The organism is Streptomyces griseoloalbus, assembly GCA_014650015.1.
GTDB lineage: Bacteria > Actinomycetota > Actinomycetes > Streptomycetales > Streptomycetaceae > Streptomyces > Streptomyces griseoloalbus.
Genome location: BMUD01000156.1, coordinates 1 through 559 on the forward strand (window position 1 = coordinate 1; position 559 = coordinate 559).

Genomic DNA, 559 nt, shown 5'->3' on the forward strand with positions numbered 1-559 from the left:
GTCCCGGCCACCGACTGCCCCGAGCACGGCGGCATGAAGGCGCCGGCCATGGGCTGGCATGGGGAGGAGACCTGTATCTGACCTTGCGTCAGGTGCAGAACCGTCGCCCGGCTCCGGAGCGGGGTGTTCGCGAAGCCGGGCGGCACGGCCGCGGCGCTACCGCGCCGGCCCCGGCCGGAGCGCGGCAGGAGCCCGGGGCCGGCGCGAGGGGCGCTCCCGGTGGGGCGTGGAGCGGCCCGGAGTGGAAGTCGCCTTTTTGTGCCGCTCCGGAAATTGGTTCTTGAAGCGGCCGTTCTAGAAATTGGATCGAGGATTTTCATGGCGGGTGTTCAGCTCAGGCCGCACCAGATGACGCAGCTTTCTGCTTTTCGTGAGTGGGTGGTGGGATTTCCTGCACGGTCCCGGGTGCCCGTGGGAGGGGTGCGGGGCACGATCGTGTCCGCGACCGGGTCGGGCAAGACGATCACGGCGGCCGCGTGTGCGCTGGAGTGCTTCCCCGGGGGGCGGATCCTGGTGACGGTGCCCACGCTGGACCTGCTCGTGCAGACGGCTCAGGCGT

1 protein-coding gene is annotated in these 559 nt (G+C 70.3%); it reads left to right on the forward strand.

Annotated features, from left to right (window positions below):
* Window positions 1-318: 318 nt before the first annotated feature.
* On the forward strand, window positions 319-559 hold a 241-nt coding region (locus tag IE178_RS35345), incomplete at its 3' end, for a DEAD/DEAH box helicase family protein (protein WP_193515108.1).